This window comes from Candidatus Paceibacterota bacterium (genome assembly GCA_035452965.1).
Lineage (GTDB): Bacteria > Verrucomicrobiota > Verrucomicrobiia > Limisphaerales > UBA8199 > UBA8199.
In genome coordinates this window covers 116,566-133,967 of the sequence record DAOTCE010000006.1, presented here as the reverse complement: position 1 = coordinate 133,967, position 17,402 = coordinate 116,566, and the positions used below count along the sequence as shown (strand labels likewise).

Genomic DNA, 17,402 nt, shown 5'->3' with positions numbered 1-17,402 from the left:
GCCCCCGCCAGGACTCTTGCGGGTGGCTTCATGGGCCGCTATTGAAGGGAGAGATTCACACGGCTTTGGCCTTTGGCAGCGCCCGTCGTGGTCTTGGGCGTAACGATGAACAGGCGTTCAGCGGTGACCTTTCCGCCCTGGAGGATCAATGCCTGCACCGCCTGGGCTCTTTGCTTCATCAGCGCGCCTTGCTCGTTTCCGGAAACCTGGACGACGGAAGCGAGTTTGGCCTCGAGCTGGTCGGTGGTGAGGGGGGTGCCTGCGGGAGTTGCAGGAAGTTGGGCCGAACTGGGTTGTTTGGAGGGTGAAGAGCTCCTGGCTCCGAATCCTATCAGCCCTGCGATGCCTTTGCGCTTTGCAGGCTTTGCCGCGGGGGCTTTGTCCGAAGCCTTGGCGACGGCCTGAAGTTCCTTCGGATCCGGCAACGAGGTGACGGGAGGCGCCGAGACAGCGTTCGTATCTGTGGCCCCGGCAACGGGCGGCAGAACAAGCGTTTGGTTCGTGCCAAGTTCCAGATACACCTGCTTCAGAAGGCGTTCCCTTGCCGCCGGTTCAAGTTGAATGCCGGAGGGGCTGGGGACTGTCTTGCCGGCGTCGGCGAGCTCCTTGAGGTGGAGCACCTTGAGGTGTTGCTCCAACTTCATGCGGGCCAATGCCGGGTGGTCCCGCTCCAGGTCGAATGAGCCGGCGATTTCCAGGTTGACGGCCGGGCGTTCGTATAGAGCTTGGACGAGTTTATCGAGCTTTTGCGCTTCGGCGTCCGGGATCTCGGCCAGGCCGGGCTGGAACTCCACGAAGCTGAGTTCTTCGCCGCCGCCCACCAGGCCGCCCAGCAGTGAGAAGGGAGAAGTGGCTGCTTTCATGATGAGGTTGACCACGACCTTGGCGACAATGGGGGCGATCTTGAACTGCGGGTCGTCGGTCCGGCCGCTTAGCGGGATATCGAGGTTGATTTGCCCATTGCGGTCCTTCAACAACGCCACGGCCAGCTTAACTGGAAGGGAGGTGGCGTTAGTGCTTTCATTGCGTGGCCCGAGGGTGAAGTGGTCAATGCGGAACTTGTTCTCGGCCTTGAGCTGCCGCTGGCTGATGTCGTAATGGAGATCCATGAATAGCTTGCCTTTATTGAGGGGGTGGCCGGCAAACTTCTCCAGGTAGGTGCTCAGGGCTGTGAGATCCATGTTGGTGAACGCCACGGCCAGGGCCAGTTGCGGATCCCTGGCCAGCGGATTGACCTTGCCGAGAATGGAAAACGGCGAGGTGGCTTCCACCTTGCCGCCGAGGTCCACCATGGCCGTGCTCTGCTCCTGGGAAGACAGACCCTTGACGGTGCCGCTGAGCTCCTGCACGTCAAAGGTGCAATGCGGCTGGATGGACTCGTCGGCGAAATGGAACGCAGCGTTCTCCAGCACCAACGCGCCAAGCTGCATTGGGAACTCGCCGGCTTTGGCCGGTGGCGCATTTGTGGCGGGGGCAGCGGGGGCGCCCGCCGGTTTTTCGGGGAGGATGGTCTTGAGATTCGGGCGCTGGTCCGGGCCAATGAGGATGCTGCCTTCGAGTCCGCGCCACTTGACTTCCTGCACTTGCAGTTGATTGGGCTGCAGGTCGAAGTCAATGCCGGTCACATCGAGCGCGTCCCATTTCACGAACTCCTTGAAAAGCACCTGGTCGGTGGTAACGAAATTGGTGAGGCTGAGTCCGCCGGTGAACTTCAGCATCGGCGCGCCGGCGCCGGGGGGAGTGTAGAGCACCCGGCCTTGCGTGCTGAACTTCCCGCTGGCGATGCCGAGGCGCACCGCTTCATTCACGTACGGTTGGAAGGGCCGCAGATCGAGGTCGTTCAGGCGGATGGCCATGTCAGCCGCAGGGGGGGTGATCTTCGCGGTGCCTTGCGCCGCCAGAGTGCCGGCCTGGTTGAGGCGTGCCGACAGCGACACTTTGATCGGCTCATTGCTCACGGTGCTGAGTCCTTGCACGTTGAACGTGAGCTGGTCGAGGGCAAGGGCAGCCGGCTTGGCGGGTTTCTGGTCCTCCAGCTTGATGGCGTAGCCGTCGAACGCGATCTCTTTGAGGAGTGCGGTCCAGGGGGCTGCGTTCGGGGCGGGGGCGTTGGTTTCGACGGGCTTGGGCGCTGGCGGATTCAACAGCCCGAGCAGGTTGATTTTTCCGTCCTTCGACTGACGCGCGAGAATGGAACCGCCGGTGGACTTGACCATGCCGACCTGAATTCTGCGCTCCGCGAGGCTGGCTTCGGTTCCCTGGATCGAGAAGGACGGGATGCTGACTACGGTTTCCCCTGTGTCCGCGGCTTTGAGCTGAAAGCCGGTCAACGTCACCCCGGCGTTGGAGACTGTGACAAGCGGCGCGTTGGAGGCGGCGGCAAAGCGGTAGCCGACACCGACATCCACCTTGCCGGCGAGCACTTCGCCGCGCAGGCTGTCCTGGTAATAGGGCGCATATTTCCTGATCTGGATCCCGGACAGTTTGACTTCGCCGGCCGACCGCAATGGCGCGAGGGCTAACGTGCCGCTGCCGGTGATCGTCTCCCCGACTTCAGTGGCCATGCTGAAATCCCACGCCGCATCGGAGTCGGAGCGCGTGGCAAAGCGCTGCAAGTGGACCTGAATTGGCTTGAGCGTGGTTTCAAAGCGGTTGGACCGGCTCAGGTCGGCGAACGAAACGGCCGCGTCCTTCACGGTGACATCATTCACCGCGATGACCCACGGCGCCGCGGAAGCTTCGGGCGCGGTGTTGGTGGGAGCGGGCTGCGCCGGGCGCGGGTCCAACAGCCGGGCGAGGTTGAGCGCGCCGTCTTTCTCCACGCGGACGATCTGGTCGTATCGCACCAGCCTGACGTTCCCGATCCGCACCTCGCGGCGGCGCAGGTCAAAGTCCACTTCCCGAAGGGCAAACCACGGCACGGACGTCACGGTCTCCCCGGTGTTCAAGTCCTTGACCTTGAAGGCCGCCAGCTCGGCGGCGCAATTGGTCAAGCTGGCGTCGAAGCCATTGGTTCCAGCGGCCAGCGCGTAGTCCGCGCGGACGCTGAGCCGCCCGCCGGTGATTTCCGCTTTGACGAAGTCCCGTGCCACGGGCGTCCATTTGCTAAGGTCGGCGCCTACCATCTCGAAGCGGCCGCGCGATTCGAACGGCTGTACCGTCAGGCTGCCGGTCCAGGCAAAACTGCGGCCGGAATCACTGCGGGCTTCGAAGGAGTAGACGCTGTCTTTGCCGAGGCGGGTGGTTAGATTGGTTAGCGAGATGTTGATGGGTTTGAATTCGGTGTGCAGCGGCAAGCGATGCGTTCCGTCGTCGAACACCACCACGCCGTCATCAATGTGCAGCCGCCGGACGTTGATGCGGGGCAGGGCGCCGGGCTTCTCCGGCTTGGGCGGTGGCGGCTCGGTCTTTTCAGCCATGTTGGCGAAATTGAACTGCCCGTCCTTGGACAACGCGATGTGGCCGTAGGGCTGCTTGAGGCCGATCTCCGCGAACGTCCAGGCGAAGCGGACGAGCGACGAAAGTTGAAGGTTCACATACAGCTCTTCCCACGACGCGAAAACCGCCCCGTTCGGCTCGGTGAGCGAGAGCCCGCGGATAGTCAGCGAGAGGGCCAGCGGATTAAACTTCACCTGGCGGACCGCCACTTGCCGCTTGGTGATGGGTGGCAAGCGTTTGACCAGTTGGGATTTGATGATGGGCGGCAGCACGAAGAAGCCAACCAGCACATACAGCAGCAGCACCGCGCCTGCCCAGAGCAGGCGTTTGTACCAGCGCGACTGCTTGAGCCCCTGGAGAGAAGGGATTTGGATTCGCATGTGACCGGGCGGCAGTGTAGCACGGATCAGGGCAGACTACACGCGGAAAAATCTTCTGGCCATGTCCGCTGGCGCTAACCACATTCCCGGTCATACTATGTTCGAGTCTTCCAAACTGACGCGCATTCCATCGCTCAAGACCGTGGCCGAGTTTCGTGCCCACGTCGCTTCGCTGGGGATAGACTTGCCTTGCGAAGACGCCATCGCCACCGGGGCTGCGTCGCCGCTGGCCCAGCCGGTCCCAGCGGTCGCCATCAACGGCAAGCATTTAGGCAACCGCTACGCCGTGCAGCCGATGGAAGGCTGGGATGGCACCACCAGCGGCGGGGTGACCCCTGATGTGCGCCGGCGCTGGCAGCGATTCGGCGAGAGCGGCGCGAAGCTGATCTTCGGCGGTGAAGCGATGGCCGTCCGGCCCGATGGCCGAGCCAATCCTAACCAGCTCATCATTGGCGAGCAGACCAAGGCCGATTTGGCCGGGCTCCGCGAATCCCTGCTGGCCGCCCACAAGCAGCGCCACGGAACCACCGACGACCTTGTGATCGGTTTTCAACTCACTCACTCGGGCCGGTTCTGCAAACCCAACGACAATGCCCGCCTGGAACCGCGTCCGGCCTACCGCCATCCTCTGCTGGACGGCAACTTCAAGGTCACCAGCGACGCGCAAGTCTGGACGGACAGCGACCTGGACCGCCTCGTGGAGGATTACGCCGCCGCCGCTCGCATCGCTTGGGACGTGGGTGCCGACTTTGTGGACATCAAGCACTGCCATGGATACCTGCTCCACGAGATCCTCAGCGCCTTCACCCGGCCCGGCAAGCACGGCGGCTCATTCGAAAATCGGACTCGCCTGCTGCGCGACATCGTGGCCGCCATCCGCGCCAGCGGGAACCGGATTGACTTGGCGGTGCGGCTCAGCGCCTTCGACTTCGTTCCTTTCCGGCCGGATCCCGCACTGTCCCGGCCCGGCAAACCCGGCCCCGGTGTCCCGGTGGATCATGCCCATTGCCTGCCTTACCGCTACGCCTTTGGGGTGAACCAGCACAACCCGATCGAGTATGACCTGACGGAGACGATGCAATTCCTCGACTTGTGCGCAACGCTCGGTGTCAAGATCGTCAACCTCACCGCCGGATCGCCCTATTACAACCCCCATATCCAACGGCCGGCTGCCTATCCGCCGTCCGATGGTTATCAACCGCCCGAGGACCCGCTGGTGGGCGTGGCACGCCAGATCAACGTCGTGCGTCAGCTCAAGGCTCGCGTACGGAAGAACCTCCTGCTTGTCGGCACCGCGTACAGCTATCTTCAGGAATATCTCCCGCACGTGGCGCAATACGTCCTGCGCCACGGCTGGGCCGACCTCATCGGCATTGGGCGCATGGTGCTGGCGTACCCGACGATCCTGGCCGACGCGATAGGGCAGGGGACTCTCTCGTCCAAATCCATCTGCCGCACCTTCAGCGACTGCACGACGGCGCCCCGCAAAGGCCTCGTCAGCGGCTGCTACCCCCTGGACCGCTACTACGCCGCCAAGCCCGATGCCCAGCGGTTGAAGCAGTTCAAGAAAGCTGCCGAGTGAGTGGGTTGGCCGCGGGGAGGCCTACGTGGTCGGGGGAGCGCGCTTGCTCCCGCTAGTTGTCTCACAGCGGGGTGAGTTGGTTACGCAAATCGTTCAATGGTCGAGTAACCGTGTAAGTTCAATCGTTACAGTGGTTTACCGCAATCTGATCGGGAGAAAGCCCGGCTGTGGGTCTGATTTGATATAAGTCCTGCAATCACAACGTGTTACGCCAAAATCCACCGGAGGTGTCAAGGCTGTATCCACGGTGTGGATACGGTGTGGAGACGGAGAGGATATGGTGAGACTCCCTCCTGCGTCGGACTGTTCTTGCCCACGTTGGCCGGGACGGTTACAATTGGCGCAGCATAAAAAGCCATGGGAACCTTGAATAGTCACGGGAGACAACGCTCAATCTTCGGTTTTGCTCAATCCCCAGGAACTTGCCCAAGACGCTTTGTAACAGCACTCCTGGCGTTGGGTTGTGCGGTTTCGCTGCTTCAAAGCGCGACGGCCGCTCGCGCGGGAGGGCGGCAACAACTGCGGGGCCAGTTGCCGTCTGCCGTGGAGGGTTTGTCGGCATTGGGCCAACTGCCAGGCGCCAATGAGATCGAGCTGGCCATCGGCCTGCCGCTGCGCAACCGGGAGGCCCTGACCAACCTGCTCGAAGAGCTCTACAATCCGGCCAGCCCGGATTACCGGCAATACTTGACCCCCGCGCAATTCGCAGAGCGGTTTGGGCCGACGGAGGAGGAATACCAAAAAGTCGTCGCCTTTGTGGAATCCCGCGGCCTGCGCTTGAACGGTCAGCAACAGGACCGAGGGCTGCTCAATGTGCGGGGTGCGGTGGCGGACATCGAGCGCGCCTTTAATGTAAATCTGAAGACTTACCGGCACCCGAAAGAGAACCGCACGTTCTTCGCGCCGGATGCCGAGCCGTCGCTCGACCTGGATGTCCCGTTGGAGGGGATCAACGGATTGGACGACTTTGACCTGCCACGGCCTTTGGGACTGCAAGCCAGCCCGTTTGACTCGATTCCGTACTCGGAACCTGTGGCGACGGGCTCAGGTCCCAGAGGCACGTTTTGGGGCGGAGATTTCCGGGCGGCTTACGCTCCGGGTGTGCAGCTGGACGGCACCGGGCAAACGGTTGGGCTGGTGGCGTTTGACAGCTACTATCCTAGCGATATTCGCGCCTACGCGAGCCTGGCAGGATTGCCAAATGTTACGCTGACACACGTGTTGCTCAATTCGGTCAGCGGGCAGCCGGGCCCGAACAACATCGAGGTCGCCCTGGACATTGATATGGCCATTGCCATGGCTCCGGGCTTGTCCGGGATTGTCGTTTATCAGGGCAGGCTCCTGAACACCATCCTGAGCCGCATGGCCACCGACACCAACAGCCTGGGGCAGCCACTGGTCCGCCAACTCAGCTCTTCGTGGGGGTTCGGCTCACCCCGGGACACTACGCGGGACAACTTGTTCCTGCGGTTTCAGGCGCAGGGGCAGTCGTTCTTCCAGGCCTCTTCGGACGACGGCGCCCGCTGCGTTGCGTGTCCTCCCTTTCCGCCAACGGACAATCCATTCATCACAGTTGTCGGAGGCAGTTCCCTCACCACCAGTGGGCCGGGAGGAGAGTGGGTATCGGAAACCGTCTGGTCCGGGAGCGGCGGCGGGGTCAGCACCACCTTCCCCATGCCGATCTGGCAACAGGGCCTTGACCTGACTTGCAGCGCGGGCTCCACGACCAACCGCAACTTTCCGGATGTGGCCGGCCTGGCTGACGCGATGATCTGGCTCATCGCTAACAACGGCCAGCAATACCGCGTTGGCGGCACCAGTGCATCGGCGCCCCTGTGGGCCGGATTTGCCGCGCTGGTCAATCAGCAGGCGGCGCTCAGCGGCAAGCCCGCTATCGGATTTCTCAACCCTGCTATTTACGCCATCGGCTCTGGGCCCGGCTACGGCGCCGCCTTTCACGACATCACGGCCGGCAACATCACCAACACCTGCTGTGGCGCTGAGAAGTACTTCGCGTGCCCGGGCTACGACCTCGCCACGGGCTGGGGCACTCCCAACGGGAGCAACCTGATCGCCGCTTTGCTGGCACCGCCGGATGCTTTGCAGATTACGCCGGCCACCGGCTTCACGGCCAGCGGCCCGGTCCAGGGTCCGTTCAATCCTGCGATTCAAAGCTGCGTTCTGACCAACGCCGGCGCGGTCTCGCTGATGTGGACGCAGGCAAACACACCCGTCTGGCTCGACGTGTCGCCGTCCAGCGGGACCCTGGTTCCCGGCGGACCGGCTGCCACCGTGACGTTCAGCCCGAATGCTGATGCCAACGCCCTGCCTGCGGGCAGCTACACTGCTGCAACCTGGTTCACGAATCTCAACAACTACTTCGGGCAGAGTCGTGGCTTTGTGCTGAACGTTGTCACCCCGCCTGCGATCACCTCACAGCCGGCGAATCTGTCCTTGCTCGAGGGCATGACCGCGGCCTTCAGCGTGGAGACGGCGACCAACGCGCAGCTCTTCTATCAGTGGCAATACACGAATGGAACAACACTCTCGAACCTGACCGACGGCGGCAAGGTCTTCGGGACTGCCAACAGCACCCTGATATTCAGCAATGTATCTCCCGCCCAGGAGGGGGGGTATTTGGTCAACATTCGTAACGTCGCGGGGGGTGTGACAAGCGCAGTCGCACAGCTCACGGTTCTCGCCTCGGCCCCGTTCATCACCGCGCAGCCGGGCAGCCAGGCGGCGGTGCCGGAACAGACTGTAACGATGAGCGTGTCGGCCGTCGGCACCCCGCCGCTATTATACCTATGGCTCAAAGACGGGACTTTCTTGACCGACGGAGGCAACTTGTCCGGCACCGCGACCAGCACACTGACCATCGGCAACGTGTCGGTCGCGGACGCCGGAACCTATGCCGCAGTGGTGGTCAATGGCCTTGGGTATGTCCTCAGTTCCAATGCCCTGCTGACCATTGATTCGGTGACCGCGCCGGGAGTGACTCTGGAATCCCTCTACTCGTTCGGCGGCGGCAACGATGGAGCCAATCCGAATGGGCTGGTGCAGGGGGCCGATGGCCAATTGTATGGCACGACACAAACCGGTGGCACCAATTCCTTCGGCACCGTGTTCCGCATGACTACTGGTGGCGTGTTGACGCCAGTATGGTCGTTCAATGGTGTTGGCGATGGGGCAAATCCCCGGGCGGCCCTGGTGCGAGCCGGCCTCGGCGAGTTCTACGGCACGACCTATGGCGGTGGTTCCAACGGCCTTGGCACCATTTTCAAGACTGGCACCAATGGCGGACTGGTTAGCTTGGTTTCGTTCGATCTACCCGGCAGTGCGCTGCCATACTCGGAATTGACGCAAGGGACGGATGGCCACTACTACGGCACCACTTATGGCGGCGGTGTCACCCAGTTCTTCGGCACGGTGTACCGCATGACGCGCAACGGAATGCACGGCACGATCAGCAACCTGTATTCATTCAGCGATGGCAATGACGGCGGATTGCCTTACGCCGGGCTGGCGCGAGGAGTTGATGGGAGCCTTTACGGGACAACCTACAGGGGGGGCGCTACTACAAACGGCACCGTGTTCCGAATCACGACCAACGGCGTGCTTGGCACAGTAGCTTCCTTCGATGGCGCCAGCAGCGCATTTCCCGCTGCAGCGCTGGCGCTGGGCAGCGATGGCAACTTCTATGGCACCACGACCGGGGGCGGCAGTTACGGCAAGGGCGCGGTCTTCCGCGTGGCGCCCGATGGCAACGTGCTCGCCGCGCTGTGGTCTTTTAGTGGTGGTTCTGATGGGGCAAGTCCGATGAGCGGCTTGCTGCTTGCCAGCGACGGGGCACTTTATGGCACCACCGCCATTGGCGGAGACTATGGCGCTGGAACCGTTTTCGGCATTACCACCAACGGCGCACTGCTGACACTGGTGCAGTTCGACGGCTACAACGGCGCCAATCCCCAGGCCACTCTGATCCAGGGGCCCGACGGCAGGCTTTACGGCACGACCCGGGACGGCGGTGCGAAGGGCAAAGGCGTTGTTTTCGCTATCCATGTCAACTCCTTCCCGCAAATCACGCGTCAACCCGTCAGCCAGGATGAATTTACCGGCGCTGATGTCGTGCTTAATGTTGGCGCCTTTGGCGGTGCGCCTTTGGGCTACCAGTGGCGAAAGAACGGAACCAATGTGAGCGACAGCGGCAACCTTGCCGGTTCGGCCACGGACACCGTGACGCTGTCCAATGTAACGCTTGCCAATGCCGGGACTTATTCGGTGCTCATCACGAACTCCCTGGGCTCAGTTCTAAGCAGTAACGCCATCCTGTCCATCACCTCATCACCGCCGATCTTTACGCTCCAACCGGTGGGGGGGGCGTTGATTCCGGGTTCCAGGGCGAGTTTCTGTGTGGAGGCGGTCGGCAGTTTGCCTTTGTCCTACCAATGGAGGAAGAACGGAATTCCCCTGGCCGATGGCACCAACGCATCGGGTTCCTCCAGCCACTGCCTCACCCTGAACGCTGCGATGGAACCTGACAGCGGCACCTATACTGCGATCGTGACCAACAGCATCGGGTCGGCGGTCAGTTCCGAAGCGGTATTGGCGGTCATTCCTGCCAGCTTGCCGGGGACTCGCATGGCCACTTTGCACTGGTTCACAGGCGATGAAGGCGGCGGCAGTCCGAATGGACTGGTGCAGGCCAGCAACGGAAGTCTCTACGGCACGACGGTTTACGGAGGCGCGCATCAAGGGGGCACTATCTTCCGGGCGTCTCCTGATGGAGCATTTGTAACCCTGTTTTCATTAAGTTGGACCAACGGGGCGTTGCCCGCGGCGGCGCTGGTGGAGGGGGCCGATGGCTTCTTGTATGGTACGACCGAGTACGGCGGCGATTATGGCGCCGGCACTGCCTTCAATGTGACGTTGGATGGTGAACTGGCAAGCTTGCACTCCTTCTCAGGCTTGGCGGACGGACGGAATCCGTATGCGGCGCTGTTGCACGGCGCTGACGGCAACTTCTACGGCACGGCTCAGGGTGGTGGGCTCTATGATGAAGGCACGATTGTCAGGCTTACCCCCGATGGGGTGCTCGAGTCCCTTTACTACTTCAGGGGTGATGCCAGTGGCGGTGCCCCCGTGGCCGCCCTGGTGCAGGGGGCGGATGGCAGCATCTACGGAACCACTCCGAATGGGGGCTCCAACAATTGCGGCAGTGTGTTCAAGCTGCTGCCTGATGGCAGGCTGACCAACCTTTACTCGTTTCGCAGCGACGCAGGCAGCTTTCCACCAGCTCCCAATCATACAGTCGCCGCCTTGGTGCAGGGCGCGGATGGCGCTTTTTACGGCACCACCAAGCATAGCACTTTGATGGGTGTGCCAGTGGAGGGAGCAATTTTCAAGCTCACCACCAATGGCGTATTCACTTCGTTGTATGCGTTCAATGCGTTCGTTCCTTCGGATGGCTGGTTTCCCGAGGCCAGCTTGATACAAGGCGCCGATGGCAACTTCTATGGCACTACTTACGGCGGAGGCGTCAACCGTCTCGGCACCGTCTTTCGCGTCACGCCTGCCGGGGTCATGACCACACTGGTGAGTTTCGATGGCTTCGATACCGGCGCGCATCCAATGTCGGCTCTCGTGACGGGGACCAATGGCAGCTTTTACGGCACCACCACCGACGCGGGCCTGGGGGGGCACGGGACGGTCTTTCGCCTCAGTTTCGCTCCGCAAGTCATCGCGCAGCCGGCCGACCTGACGGTGCTTGCAGGGGCCAATGTGATCTTTGAAGTCTCGCTCTTCGGCAGCCAACCTTTCTCCTACAATTGGCGGCGTAACGGCATCCAACTGGCAGACGGCGGCAATATTGCCGGCTCTGCCACCAGCAGCCTGACCCTCACCGACGTCTCCCTGGCGGATTCGGGGGCGTATTCTGTCGTTGTCACCAACAGTCTGGGCTCCACAGTAAGCGCGAGCGCAGTTCTCACGGTGCTATCGCCACCGGTATTCCAGGCGGTCACCCAATCCAACGGTGCTGTCAACCTGGTGTGGAGCTCGGTTTCGGGACAGATCTACCAGCTCCAGTATAAGGAAGTCTTGGACTCCTCCGATTGGACCAATTTAGGTGCTGAGACCGTGGCGACGGGCACTGCGATCACGGCGTCCGATACTATCGGCTCAAAAGTGCGCCGTTTCTATCGCGTAGTTCTAATCCCTTGAATCTGGACCGAGGAATGTCGCCGTGAGACTTGATCATGGCGGATTGCTGTGAGTGTATGGTTCCGGCAAACCGCTAACGTATTACCTGCCCGGAGCTAAGCGATTAGACTCGTGCAGGCTTTCGCTTTATGAAGGGAAAACGGGACAAGATGTGCCGATCAACCTGAGCCTAAAGGTCACTTCCGGGTCGTGGTTGATTTGGCCAGGCGCTCGAGGTCTCGATTGCCGGGCTGCTCGGTATTATTGATGCTGACGAGCAGGGTGCGCGGGTCCCGATGCCGCCAGATTGCAGAGTGACCATCCGCAAAATTGAGGGCGTAGCTGAGATTGTGGCGCGCATTGGAAATGGCTGGGAAGTCATACCATATCCGGCCTGTGGGATCGGTAACGAAGAATCCGTCGTTGATGCTGCGCTCGTCTTCCTCCACCAAGACCCACATGTTGTCCGGGCGTGGGATTTCCGAGTACTTGGCATAGAACCGCACATAGTCGCCAGCGGTGGACGGTATGGGTGGGTTAAGAGAATTGCGCGCACCCATAAAACTGTTCATCGAGTAACTACGCACGGTAGGCACCAACTTGCCGTCGATACAGACGCCCCGGTCAGCGGCACAATGATAAATACCCAGGCTGCGGTTATAGGGGAAGAGCTTGCCTTGCCGAATCAGGTCTTTGTTGCCCGCTTCGGCAAGCTTGTTCATGTCTCCGCGAACCCAAACCTCGGGGTTGATGTCCGTGGCGCTGCTGCCCGGATAGGATTCGGCGATGTAGTCGCTGTTGTCATCTCGGTACATAGCCCAAGCAAATCCCAGTTGCCGAAGGTTGGAAAGGCAGGTAGTGCGTTGAGCCTTGCCTTTGGCTTTGCTCAGAATTGGGAGCAACAGGGCGGCCAGTATGCCAATGGTAGCAATGACGGTCAGTAGTTCGACGAGCGTAAAGCCTCGCCACCGCTGTAACTTACGCGAATTTGAGTTCGCTAATCTCACGGTCATTGCCGTATTACGCACGGAAATATACCGCTTGGATCGTGCCAGATGCAAGCCCCTTTTTTGCTTTTTTCTTGAAGGGGGCCGTTGGTCTGCAAGCACTGGTCGGCGGAGATAACGGCACAACTCTCCAGTCACCAGAACGCCCGCCTCTGCGCAACTCGTCAAACCCAACCCAATAAGCGCCCCCCAACATGGGTCAGGAAGGCCAAGCCCCAAGCCAGCGCGCCCATGTATAACCACTGGAAAAATGGCCACTTCCAGCCATTGGTCTCGCGGCGTACGATGGCGACTGTGCTGACGCACTGCAGGGCAAAGACGTAAAAGACCATTAGCGTGACCGCAGTCAAAGGGGTGTAGACGGGCGTGCCGTCCGGCCTTTTCTGGGCTTGGAGGGTCTGAACGAGGTTGGTCATGCTGGAGGGGGCGGTGTCTGACCGGCCCACGTTATAGACAGTGGACATGGTGCTGACAAAAACCTCCCTAGCGGCAAAGGAGGTAATGATGCCGATACCGATTTTCCAATCGAATCCGAGGGGAGCAATCACTGGTTCAATCAGGCGGCCTAACCGTCCGGCGAAGCTCTGGCGCAGCCGCTCGCCGGCGGCCTGGTCGTCGAGCCCTTGGAGTTGGGTGCGGATGGCGGCGGCCTGTTCAGAGGAGAGGGGCTGGGCCATTTCGGCCTGCAAGCGTGCGCGCTGGGTCGCGGCGGCCAACTGCGATTCGGTTGCATGGGGATAGGTGGCGAGGAACCAGAGCAGGATATTGATGCCGAGGATCACGGTTCCCGCACGGCGCAGGAAGAGTTTCGAGCGGTCCCACATGTGGCGGAGGACAACCCGCAGCAGCGGCCGTTTGTAGGGCGGCAATTCCATGATGAGCATGGGCGTGTCTCCCTTGAGCAGGGTCTTTTTGAACAGCCAGGCCATCAACAGGGCAACCACGATGCCTAGCAGATACATGGCCAGCATCGTCAGCCCGGGCAGTTTCAGAAAACCGAGCACCGTGAGGTTGGGGATGCAGGCGGCGATGAGCAGCGTATAGACGGGGAGCCGGGCGGCGCAACTCATCAACGGCGCCACCAGGATGGTTACCAAACGGTCCTTGGGGCTCTCGATGGTGCGGGTCGCCATAATCCCAGGAATGGCGCAGGCGAAGGAACTCAGCATCGGGATGAAGCTTTTGCCGTGCAGGCCGACCTTGCTCATAAGGCGGTCCATAAGAAACGCCGCACGGGCCATATAACCGGTGTCTTCGAGAAAGCCGATGAAGAGAAACAGCAGCAGGATTTGCGGAAGAAACACCACCACGGCACCCACGCCGGCAATCACCCCGTCTACCAACAGGCTGTTCAGATCCCCGGGGGGGATTAGGTTTCCCACGGCGTATCCGAGCCAGTCTACGCCCATTTGCATCGCGTCCATGGGAATGCGGGCGAAGGTGAAAATGCTCTGAAACATGAAGGTCATGACGGCCAGAAAGATGATCGTGCCCCAGAACTTGTGCGTCAGCACGCGGTCCAGTTTGTCACTGAACGTCTCGCCCGGAGGCGCGAGTTCGGAGGTGACTGCGCGCTGGATCGCCGCCACAGCCAGGTAACGGCTCTCGATGGTGACGCCGCGCCAATCAATCCCTCCGGCCTCGAGACGGGTTCGCGCGGCGGCAACGGCTTCCTGTATGGGCGCCGAGTAATGCTGGAGGCTGGAGGCCAGCGCCTTTTCGTTGCCAAGAATCAGCAACGCCTCCGCCGCAGCCTGCGGGCGGCGCTCGTGGAAGGTCCCCGCGAGTAATTGGGCCAGCGCGTTTGCCTCCGCTTCGACCGACGCTGGTAACTTGGAGAATTGGGGCGGCCTGGACCGGAGTGGTTCTTGGAGCTTGGAAAGGACCGCCTCGCGGAGTGCGGGCACACCGCGACCGGTGCTGGCGATGAGCGGCAGCACAGGCACGCCCAATTCGCCGGACAGTTTCGCCGCGTCGATGTAATGTCCATTCTCCTCCGCCACATCAATCATGTTCAGTGCGATGATTGTTGGATATCCCAGTTCAATCACTTGCGTGGAGTAGTAGAGATTGCGCTGCAGATTCGAAGCATCGACTACCACGATGATGACTGACGGCGCGGGCACCTCCGGCAGCCGATTGAGCAACACGTCGCGCGAAATCTGCTCGTCAAGTGAGCGCGGGCTCAGGCTGTAGGTGCCGGGCAAATCCAACACTCGCGCGTTGATGCCAGCCGGCGCGCCGAGCAAACGGCCCTCCTTGCGCTCGACCGTTACTCCCGCGTAGTTGCCGACCTTCGCGCGCAAACCAGTCAGGGCATTGAACAGCGTCGTCTTGCCTGAGTTCGGATTGCCTGTCAGCACGACATACGGAGGAAAAGCGCCGCCTGCCGCCTGGGAGGACTTGGTCGAGGAACTGGGGGCGGCAGCGCCGACCGGCGCCGCCCCGGTAGGCAAGACTGCCTGCCCTGGATCGGTGGAAGATGCTCCGCCGGGCTTACCCATTAACTTGCACCAGAATCTGCTCCGCTTCGTGCTTGCGCAAAGTCAAATGGTAACCGCGAACCTTGATCTCCACCGGATCGCCGAGCGGAGCAAAACGCACAAGCTCAACCGGAGTTCCCACCAGCAAGCCCATTTCCATCAATCGCGGCCGCGTTTCGGAGGGCAGTTTGATATCAACGACGGTGGCCGTGGTCCCTAAGGCAAGCGAAGTCAAGGGTTGGAGGGAGGGGGGCATGGCTTCGTTGTGGGGCAAGTCGGCGCGACTCAAGCCCGCTGGGTGGATGCCGGGACAGCTTCCACCATGATCGAGTCTGCCAGTTCACCGGAAATCGCCAGCCGCGCGTTGCAGACCTGACAAATGAAATTCGATTGCCTGGCCAGGAGTTTGATCCGCTGCTCCTCACAAAGGCCCAATTCCCGCAACCGGTCGGTGACCTCGGGGGATGTGACAAGCTTCTTGATGCAGACGACTGTCCCGGTACGCACCCGACTGAGGGGGCACATCGCATGTCCGGCACGACAACCTTCGAGAACCGCGAGTTCGGGCAACAGCTTCTGTTTCACTGTCGGCAGAGTAGGACAATTGAGACTCAGTTGCAAGAGCCATTTTCTCACAGAATGTCCGGCGCTCGACATTCACCAACCAGCTCGCTAGGTTTCAAACTATCCAGTTGCGCAGCACTTGAATATGAAGCCCGCACCACCCGTCAGCCGCCGCCATTTCCTACGCCAATCCACCACCGTCGTTGCTGCCGCGTTCGCCGCGCCGACAATCGTTCCGGCGTCAGTTTTTGGCCGGGGCGGGGCGCTCTCGCCCAGCGAACGCATCACGATGGGGTTCATCGGCGTCGGCGGCCAGGGGGGCGGCCACTTGCTGGGCGGCGCATGGACATATGTCGCCGGGGGCTATGCGGGGCGCAAGGATGTTCACGTATTGGCCGTTTGCGATGTCTGGCGCAACCGCCGCGAAAACGCCTGCAAGAAAGTGAACGACCACTACGCCGAGATTTACGGCGTCGGCAACTACAAGTCGTGCGAAGCGTATACGGACTTTCGCCAGGTCCTCGACCGGGCCGACATAGACGCCGTGTTGATCGCCAGCCCCGCCCACTGGCACGCCATAATGACCGCCATGGCTGCCGAGGCGGGCAAGGATATCTATTGCGAGAAGCCGACCGCGGTGACCGTGCGCGAGAGCCAGGCTATGCTCGCGGCGGTGCGGCGGTATGGCCGCGTCTTTCAAGCCGGCACTCAGCAGCGCAGCGAATACGACGGTAAATTCCGTCGCGCCTGCGAATTCATCCGCAGCGGCCGCATTGGCAAGTTGCAGGCTATCTACGCCTATCGGGATGGCGGCGGCGTCTTCTGGCCACAGCGATTTGGCTCCGCCAAGCCAGTGCCCGATGGTCTGGACTGGGACCTTTACCTGGGTCCCGCGCCTTGGATCCCTTACGACGGCAATGCCAGCGCGCACCGCTTTGACATCGGCGAACTCAACTGGGGGCAGCACCACTACGACATAGTCCAGTGGGCCGCGGCGGCCGACGACACGGGACCGGTGGAGATCTTCATGGAGGAAGATCGTTCCTGTTATAAGTACGCCAGCGGGATCGTGGTTTATGGTAAAGCCTATCCGGGCGAAGCGGTTGGCAACGTCGGCGGCGGGGTCTTCGTCGGCACCGAAGGCCGCATCGCCGTGGACCGCGATGCACTGGTGTCGGATCCGCCGGACATCGTGCGCGAGCCGCTCCGGCCGAACGAATTGCACCTATACCACAGCAGGAGCCACGCGGGCAACTTCCTGGACTGCGTCCGCACCCGGCAGAAGCCGATCTGCGATGCGGACATCGCTCACCGCGCCGCCAGCGCCTTGCTGTTGGGCGGCGTCGCCAAGCAGTTGAAACGCAGCCTCAAATGGGATCCCGAGGCTGAGCAGTTCATAAAGGATGACGAGGCCAATCGCTTTCTCGCGATCGCCAAGCGCCCGCCCTGGTGTATCTGAACCCGTGCCCACCCATCCCGTCACCCTGCCAGACACCGCCATGAGAAGACTCCCCCTCCTGATCTTGACTCTCAGCATCCTGCTGCCTGCAATTCGCACTTCAGCGCAGGCCGCGACAACGAACGAGGAGCAACGCCTGATCGCAGTCTTGAAATCCGGTTCATCCGCAGCTGAGAAAGATGCCGCTTGCGCGCGGCTCAAGCTCATTGGCACAGACCGGTCGGTTCCCGCGCTCGCGGCGCTGCTTACCGACGAGCAACTCTCTCATTCCGCTCGCTATGCACTTGA

Annotated in this window: 8 protein-coding genes; 3 read left to right on the top strand and 5 right to left on the bottom strand. The window is 61.5% G+C overall.

Annotated elements, in window-relative coordinates:
* Positions 1-38 precede the first annotated feature (38 nt).
* Complete coding sequence (locus tag P5205_08000; protein ID HSA10301.1) at positions 39-3,818, bottom strand: DUF748 domain-containing protein; 3,780 nt, start codon at positions 3,816-3,818, stop codon at positions 39-41.
* A 97-nt stretch (positions 3,819-3,915) separates the two neighbouring features.
* Here P5205_08000 and P5205_07995 point away from each other — a divergent pair, with 97 nt between their 5' ends.
* Together P5205_07995 and P5205_07990 are read left to right on the top strand one after the other, a co-directional pair.
* A complete protein-coding gene (locus P5205_07995) occupies positions 3,916-5,400 on the top strand; it encodes an NADH:flavin oxidoreductase (GenBank protein HSA10300.1) in 1,485 nt (494 codons plus the stop codon).
* Between the two features lie 561 nt (positions 5,401-5,961).
* A complete protein-coding gene (locus P5205_07990; protein HSA10299.1) occupies positions 5,962-11,622 on the top strand; it encodes an immunoglobulin domain-containing protein in 5,661 nt (1,886 codons plus the stop codon).
* 176 nt (positions 11,623-11,798) lie between these two features.
* Here the strand turns inward: P5205_07990 and P5205_07985 are convergent, their stop codons facing one another.
* The 4 genes from P5205_07985 to P5205_07970 form a co-directional block, all read right to left on the bottom strand.
* A complete protein-coding gene (locus tag P5205_07985) occupies positions 11,799-12,662 on the bottom strand; it encodes a prepilin-type N-terminal cleavage/methylation domain-containing protein (protein ID HSA10298.1) in 864 nt (287 codons plus the stop codon).
* Between the two features lie 110 nt (positions 12,663-12,772).
* Positions 12,773-15,112, bottom strand: a complete 2,340-nt coding sequence (gene feoB, locus P5205_07980) for a ferrous iron transport protein B (GenBank protein HSA10297.1) — start codon at positions 15,110-15,112, stop codon at positions 12,773-12,775.
* Entirely contained in the window at positions 15,105-15,347 is a 243-nt protein-coding gene (locus tag P5205_07975; protein ID HSA10296.1) for a FeoA family protein, read from the bottom strand. The genes feoB and P5205_07975 overlap by 8 nt, the downstream gene beginning before the upstream one ends.
* Before the next feature lie 29 nt (positions 15,348-15,376).
* On the bottom strand, positions 15,377-15,676 hold the full coding sequence (locus P5205_07970) for a FeoA family protein (GenBank protein ID HSA10295.1): 300 nt from the start codon (positions 15,674-15,676) through the stop codon (positions 15,377-15,379).
* A gap of 124 nt (positions 15,677-15,800) precedes the next feature.
* Between P5205_07970 and P5205_07965 the strand changes: the two genes are divergently transcribed.
* Positions 15,801-17,114: a Gfo/Idh/MocA family oxidoreductase gene (locus P5205_07965; GenBank protein ID HSA10294.1), complete on the top strand. Its 1,314-nt coding sequence runs from the start codon at positions 15,801-15,803 to the stop codon at positions 17,112-17,114.
* The last annotated feature ends 288 nt before the right edge of the window (positions 17,115-17,402 follow it).

Coding starts and splice junctions, on each gene's coding strand:
- P5205_07965 (HSA10294.1), top strand. CDS start 15,801: ATGAAGCCCGCACCACCCGTCAGCCGCCGCCATTTCCTACGCCAATCC.
- P5205_07995 (HSA10300.1), top strand. CDS start 3,916: ATGTTCGAGTCTTCCAAACTGACGCGCATTCCATCGCTCAAGACCGTG.
- P5205_08000 (HSA10301.1), bottom strand. CDS start 3,818: ATGCGAATCCAAATCCCTTCTCTCCAGGGGCTCAAGCAGTCGCGCTGG.
- feoB (HSA10297.1), bottom strand. CDS start 15,112: ATGGGTAAGCCCGGCGGAGCATCTTCCACCGATCCAGGGCAGGCAGTC.
- P5205_07975 (HSA10296.1), bottom strand. CDS start 15,347: ATGCCCCCCTCCCTCCAACCCTTGACTTCGCTTGCCTTAGGGACCACG.